The organism is Sandarakinorhabdus sp. (assembly GCF_041689835.1).
Lineage (GTDB): Bacteria > Pseudomonadota > Alphaproteobacteria > Sphingomonadales > Sphingomonadaceae > Sandarakinorhabdus.
Window position 1 is genome coordinate 1 of the sequence record NZ_JBDNFM010000037.1, and the last position, 4,373, is coordinate 4,373.

At 61.4% G+C, this 4,373-nt stretch carries 7 protein-coding genes; all 7 read left to right on the plus strand.

Going from position 1 to position 4,373, the window contains the following annotated elements; translation table 11 throughout:
- Positions 1-9 precede the first annotated feature (9 nt).
- Complete coding sequence (locus ACESL8_RS01730) at positions 10-525, plus strand: NADH-quinone oxidoreductase subunit B family protein (protein WP_372915286.1); 516 nt, start codon at positions 10-12, stop codon at positions 523-525.
- Between the two features lie 3 nt (positions 526-528).
- Positions 529-1,176: an NADH-quinone oxidoreductase subunit C gene (locus ACESL8_RS01735; protein WP_372915274.1), complete on the plus strand. Its 648-nt coding sequence runs from the start codon at positions 529-531 to the stop codon at positions 1,174-1,176.
- Positions 1,173-2,417 carry an NADH-quinone oxidoreductase subunit D gene (locus tag ACESL8_RS01740; RefSeq protein ID WP_372915276.1) on the plus strand — a complete coding sequence of 415 codons (1,245 nt, stop codon included), beginning with the start codon at positions 1,173-1,175 and terminating at the stop codon, positions 2,415-2,417. Before ACESL8_RS01735 ends, ACESL8_RS01740 begins: the two co-directional genes overlap by 4 nt.
- Positions 2,414-2,593, plus strand: coding sequence for a hypothetical protein (locus ACESL8_RS01745; RefSeq protein WP_372915278.1), 180 nt, complete (start codon positions 2,414-2,416; stop codon positions 2,591-2,593). Before ACESL8_RS01740 ends, ACESL8_RS01745 begins: the two co-directional genes overlap by 4 nt.
- Entirely contained in the window at positions 2,590-2,922 is a 333-nt protein-coding gene (locus ACESL8_RS01750; protein ID WP_372915280.1) for a nuclear transport factor 2 family protein, read from the plus strand. Before ACESL8_RS01745 ends, ACESL8_RS01750 begins: the two co-directional genes overlap by 4 nt.
- Positions 2,919-3,512, plus strand: coding sequence for an NADH-quinone oxidoreductase subunit NuoE (gene nuoE / locus ACESL8_RS01755; RefSeq protein WP_372915282.1), 594 nt, complete (start codon positions 2,919-2,921; stop codon positions 3,510-3,512). Before ACESL8_RS01750 ends, nuoE begins: the two co-directional genes overlap by 4 nt.
- The coding region (nuoF, locus tag ACESL8_RS01760; RefSeq protein ID WP_372915284.1) for an NADH-quinone oxidoreductase subunit NuoF at positions 3,512-4,373 on the plus strand (862 nt) is incomplete at its 3' end. The genes nuoE and nuoF, both read left to right, overlap by 1 nt.

Here is a 4,373-nt window from a genome sequence, read left to right on the forward strand (position 1 = left end):
AATGGCGGCATTCTGCTGCCGGCAACCAACCGCGACCAGTTTCTGGGCGATGTGTCCCAGGAAGTGGCTGACAAAGGCTTTCTGGTCACCTCCACCGAAGATCTGTTTCATTGGGCGCGTACCGGCAGCCTGTGGTGGATGACGTTTGGCCTGGCGTGCTGCGCGGTCGAGATGATGCACACCAACATGCCGCGTTACGATCTGGAACGCTTTGGCGTCGCGCCGCGGGCCTCGCCGCGGCAATCGGACGTCATGATCGTGGCTGGGACATTGTGCAACAAGATGGCCCCGGCGTTGCGCCGTGTTTACGATCAGATGGCCGAGCCGCGTTATGTGATTTCGATGGGCAGCTGCGCCAATGGCGGCGGTTATTATCATTACAGTTATTCGGTGGTGCGCGGCTGTGACCGCATCGTTCCAGTGGATATCTACGTGCCCGGCTGCCCGCCGACGGCAGAGGCGCTGCTGTATGGCATATTGGCGCTGCAGCGGAAAATTCGCCGCGTTGGCGTGTTTGAGCGGTAATTCATGACAATCGTTGCCCCCGAACTTGGCCGGCACAGCTGGCCCGTGATGGCCACGCACCGCAAACTCGCCGCGCGGCTGGGCGAGGTGTTGGGCGCCGCCGTGATCGACATTGCCGAACATGCCGGCGAAACCACGGTGGTGGTGCAGCGCGACGCGTTGGTGAACGTGATCACGGCGCTGCGCGATGCGGCTGATTTGCAGTTCAACCAGTTGATCGACATTTGCGGCGCCGATTATCCGGACCGGGCCGAGCGGTTCGAGATCGTCATCCATCTGCTGTCGATGACGCACAATCTGCGGGTGCGGGTGAAATTGACCACCGATGGCCGCGCCCCGGTGCCGAGCCTCACCGATCTTTATTACAATGCCGGCTGGTATGAACGTGAAACATGGGATTGCTACGGCGTGATGTTTGCCGGCAACCCCGACATGCGCCGCATCCTCACCGATTATGGTTTTGAAGGCCATCCGTTCCGCAAGGATTTCCCCCTGAGCGGCCATGTCGAATTGCGCTGGTCCGAAGAACACAAGCGGGTGGTGTATGAGCCGGTGAAGCTGGCGCAGGATTTCCGCAGCTTCGATTTCCTGTCCCCCTGGGAAGGCACGGATTACGTGCTGCCCGGCGATGAAAAGGCGACTGGCAAATGAGTAGTTTGGGCTCCGCTGGCGCCGCGTGGACGGCGGCTGATACGGCGGACGTTTTGCCGGCGAAGGACGGCAACGAAATCCAGAACTACATGATCAATTTCGGCCCGCAGCACCCGGCGGCGCACGGCGTTTTGCGGTTGGTGATGGAGCTTGATGGCGAAATCATCGAACGCTGCGATCCGCACATTGGCTTGCTGCATCGCGGCACTGAAAAGCTGATCGAATACAAGACCTATCTGCAGGCGCTGCCCTATATGGACCGCCTCGATTACGTGTCACCGATGTGCATGGAGCATAGCTATGTGCTCGCCATCGAGAAACTGGGCGGGATCGAGGTTCCGCTGCGGGCGAAATATATCCGCACGATGTTTGCGGAAATCACCCGCATTCTCAATCACATCATGAACACCACCGCGCACGCGATGGATGTGGGCGCGATGACGCCGATTTTGTGGCTGTTCGAACAGCGCGAAAAATTGATGGAGTTTTACGAGCGGGTATCGGGCGCGCGGTTCCACGCCGCTTGGTTCCGCCCCGGTGGCGTGCATCAGGATATGCCGCATGGCCTGCTGGAGGATCTGGCGGCGTGGTGCGACGGTTTTCCCAAGTTGCTCGATGAAATGCAGGGCTTGGTGGCGGACAACCGCATCTTCAAGCAGCGCAATGTCGATGTCGGCGTGATTTCCAAGGAAGATGCGATCCGCTGGGGCTTCACCGGGCCGTGCCTGCGCGCCAGCGGCGTGGCGTGGGATTTGCGCAAATCCCAGCCTTATGATGCCTATCACCTGGTTGATTTCGAAGTGCCGGTATCGACCGATGGCGATTGCTATGCCCGTTTCATGGTGCGCATGGCCGAAATGCGCGAAAGCCTGAAGATCATCAAGCAGTGCATCCGCGACATGCCGGCCGGCGCTCACATCACCGATAACCGCAAGGTGGCGCCGCCATCGCGGGGTGAGATGAAACGCTCGATGGAAGCGCTGATCCACCATTTCAAGCTGTATACCGAAGGCATGCATGTGCCCGCCGGCGATGCCTATGTCGCCACCGAAAGCCCCAAGGGCGAATTCGGCATCTACATGGTCGCCGACGGCACCAACAAGCCGTGGCGCTGCCACATCCGCGCCACCGGCATGGCGCACCTGCAGGCGATGGATTTCCTGTGCAAGGGCCACATGCTGGCCGACGCACCGGCCATTCTTGGCAGCCTGGATATCGTGTTTGGCGAGGTGGACCGGTGAGCGAGAAAGCCAAACTGCGCGCCGTGGCGGCGACCGGTGCGGCACTGATCGCCGGCATCGGCTTTGCCGCAGCACAAATCTGGGGTGAAGGCGCCGGCTTGCCGATCGTTGCTGTTGGCGCAACAGTGTGGACGGCCGGTTTCGTGGCCTGGTCGGCCAGCCGGCGCCATCCATGAGCCGGCTCGCTACCGCCGAAACGATGATCGCGCATTACAATGCGCAAGACGCCGATGCCTATGTCGCACTGATGACCGACGATGCGGTGGAGGCCGGTTATCGCAGCGCCAGCTTGCGTGACGGGAAGGAAGGCGTGCGCGCCGGCCTGAAGGCGATGTTTGCCCAATTCCCCGAAAACCGCGCTGAAATCATCAGCGCGCACGAACTCGGGGCGTTTGTGGTGCTGCACGAAAATGTGCGGCGCACCGCTGCTGGCGAACCGTTCGAAGTGATGAGCGTTTACAGTTTTGACGGCGAGCTTTGCAGCCGCGTGGAGTTTATCCGGTGACCGCTTTTTCCGATTTCACCTGGACCGCCGAAAACGCTGCCGAAGCCCAGCGCCTCATCGGCCTGTATCCGCCCGGCCGGCAGGTCAGCGCCATCATGCCGCTGCTGTGGCTGGCGCAATACCAGGTGCGCGAACAAACCGGCGTGGCGTGGCTGCCGGTGCCGGTGATCGAATATGTCGCGCGGGCAGTGGGCATGCCCTATATCCGCGCCTACGAAGTTGCCAGTTTCTACACGATGTACAATCTCAAACCCGTGGGCCGTTTCCACGTGCAGGTGTGCGGCACCACGCCGTGCCTGCTGGGCGGCAGCGACGAAATCATGAAGGCCTGCAAGGACAAGGGCCTGGCCAAGGGTACCACCACCGCCGATGGCCTGTTCACCCTGACTGAAGTCGAATGCCTGGGCGCCTGCGCCAATGCGCCGATGGTGCAGATCAACGATCATAATTATGAAGACCTGACGTACGAGGCGATGCGCGGCATTCTGGATGCATTGGAGCGTGGTGACACGCCGGCGACGGGCAGCCAGATCGGCCGCACCGCCTCGTGCCCCGAAGGCGGGCCGACGACGTTGCAGGAAGTGTTTTGATGTTGAGCGACAAGGACCGCATTTTCACCAACCTCTATGGCTTCCAGCCGTGGAACCTTGAGGCTGCGCGCACGCGCGGAGATTGGACGGATACCAAGGATTTGATGAGCGTCGGCCCCGATGCCCTGATCGACGCGGTCAAGGCCAGCGGCCTGCGCGGGCGCGGCGGGGCGGGGTTTCCGACGGGGATGAAGTGGAGCTTCATGCCAAAGACGCCCAATCCCGATCGGCCGAGTTATCTGGTGATCAATGCCGATGAATCCGAACCGGGCAGCTGCAAGGATCGCGAAATCATCCGCCACGATCCGCACAAATTGATCGAAGGCGCGCTGATCGCCGGCTTTGCCATGCGGGCCAGCGCGGCATACATCTACGTTCGCGGCGAATATATTGCCGAAACCAAGGTGCTGATGACCGCCGTGCAGGAGGCATATGCCGCTGGCTTGATCGGCAAGAATGCCTGCGGGTCGGGCTATGATTTCGATGTCGTCGTCCACCGCGGCGCAGGCGCCTATATCTGCGGCGAAGAAACCGCGATGATCGAAAGCCTGGAAGGCAAGAAGGGCCAGCCGCGCCTGAAGCCGCCGTTCCCGGCCGGCGCTGGCCTGTATGGCAACCCGACGACGGTGAACAACGTGGAAAGCATCGCCGTGGTGCCGACCATCCTGCGCCGCGGTCCTTCGTGGTTTGCCGCCATCGGCCGGCCCAAGAACGAAGGCACCAAGCTGTTCCAGATCAGTGGCCATGTGAACAAGCCGTGCGGTGTGGAAGAAGCCATGGGGCTGCCGTTCCGCGAACTGATCGAAACCCACTGCGGCGGGATTCGCGGCGGCTGGGATAATGTGCTTGCAGTCATCCCCG